Here is a 1,532-nt window from a genome sequence, read left to right on the forward strand (position 1 = left end):
CGGGACGGGGCACAGGGCCTCGCCGTCGATGCCCAGCGGCTCGCGGCTGGTGGCGAGGACGCGCAGCTCAGGGCAGCGGCGCAGGAGGTGGTCGGCGAGGTGGGCGGCGGCGGAGACGACGTGCTCGCAGTTGTCGAGCAGGAGGGTGGTGGGCGCGGCGGCGAGGGTGTCGGTGAGCCGGGTCAGCACGTCGCGCGGGGGGAGGTGGCGGTTGTCGAGTACGGCGGTCTCGCGCTGGCCGAGGGCGCCGAGCACGGCGAACGGAACGTCGTCGCCGCCGGTCACCGGCGCGAGTTCGACGAGCCAGACGCCGCCGGGGGAGTCGTCCAGCAGCCCGGCGGCGGCGGTCGTGGCCAGCCGGGTCTTGCCGGCGCCGCCCGGGCCGGTGAGGGTGACGAGCCGCGAGCCGCCGAGCAGTGCGCGCACCCGGCGCAGCTCGTCGTCGCGGCCGACGAAGCTGGTGAGGGCGGCGCGCAGGTTGGTACGGGCCGGCGGCACGGGTTCGCCGGGGGTGCGCGGGGCGGCGCCGGTGCCCGGGGCGGAGGGGGCGCCGCCGTCCCGCCGGGTACGGTACGGACCGCCCGCGTCGCCGGAACCCCCGGCGCCGCCCCACCCCGCGACGTCGCCCCGCAGCACCGCCGTGTGCAGTTCCCGCAGCCGCTCCGACGGATCCGCGCCCAGCTCCTCCGCCAGGAGCGCGCGGTACTCCTCGTACGCCGCCAGCGCCTCCGGCTGGCGCCCCGCCGCGCACAGCGCGCGGATCAGCAGTGCGCGCGGGCGCTCGCGCAGGGGGTGCGCCGTCGTCAGCGCCTCCAGCTCGGGGACCGCGGCTCCGAGGCGTCCGGCGGTGTGCCCGCCGTCCGCCGGACCTCCGGCGGAACCCTCGCCGGGGCCCTCTGCGGGGCCGCGACCGGGGACGTCTCCGGCGAGGCCGGCCTCGATATGGTCCTCGGTGGCCGCCAGCCGCAGCTCCTCCAGCCGGTGCGCGGGCGCTGCCGCGAACGGCGTGTCCGCCACGTCCGCCAGCGCGGGCCCGCGCCACAGCGCCAGCGCCTCCCGCAGCGCGTGCGCCAGCCGCTCGAAACGTACGGCGTCCACCGCCTCCGGCGGCAGCGCGAGGCGGTAGCCGGCGGGCCCGTACACGAGGGCGTCGGCCCGGCCGAGCGTCCGGCGGAGGCGGGAGACGAGGGACTGCAGCGCGTTGCCGGGGTCGGCGGGGGCGGCGTCGCCCCACAGGTCCTCGGCGAGCAGCACCGTGCCGACGTACCGGCCGGGGTCGAGGGCGAGCCGGACGAGCAGGGCGCGCAGCCGCCCGCCGGCGATCTCCACCGGCACCCCGCCGACCGCCACCTCAAGCGGACCCAGCACTCCGATGCGCACGCATGCCAGCCTCTCACGCACCCCGCGAGCGGCCGATCTCCTTTGCCCGCACCTGAACCGCGCCGGGGCCGGCCCGCCGGCGCCGGGGCCCGGCGGCCCGCCGGCCCGCCGGCCCCCGGCCCCCGGCCACCGGCGCCGGTGCGGACGCGGAC

The 1,532-nt window shown here is 80.0% G+C and carries 1 protein-coding gene; it reads right to left on the reverse strand.

The annotated features are described in order from the left end of the window. On the reverse strand, nucleotides 1-1,380 hold a 1,380-nt coding region (locus tag ABD317_RS36790), incomplete at its 3' end, for an AfsR/SARP family transcriptional regulator (RefSeq protein WP_344296399.1). Nucleotides 1,381-1,532 lie beyond the last annotated feature (152 nt).

The organism is Streptomyces synnematoformans (assembly GCF_039531005.1).
Classification (GTDB): Bacteria; Actinomycetota; Actinomycetes; order Streptomycetales; family Streptomycetaceae; genus Streptomyces; species Streptomyces synnematoformans.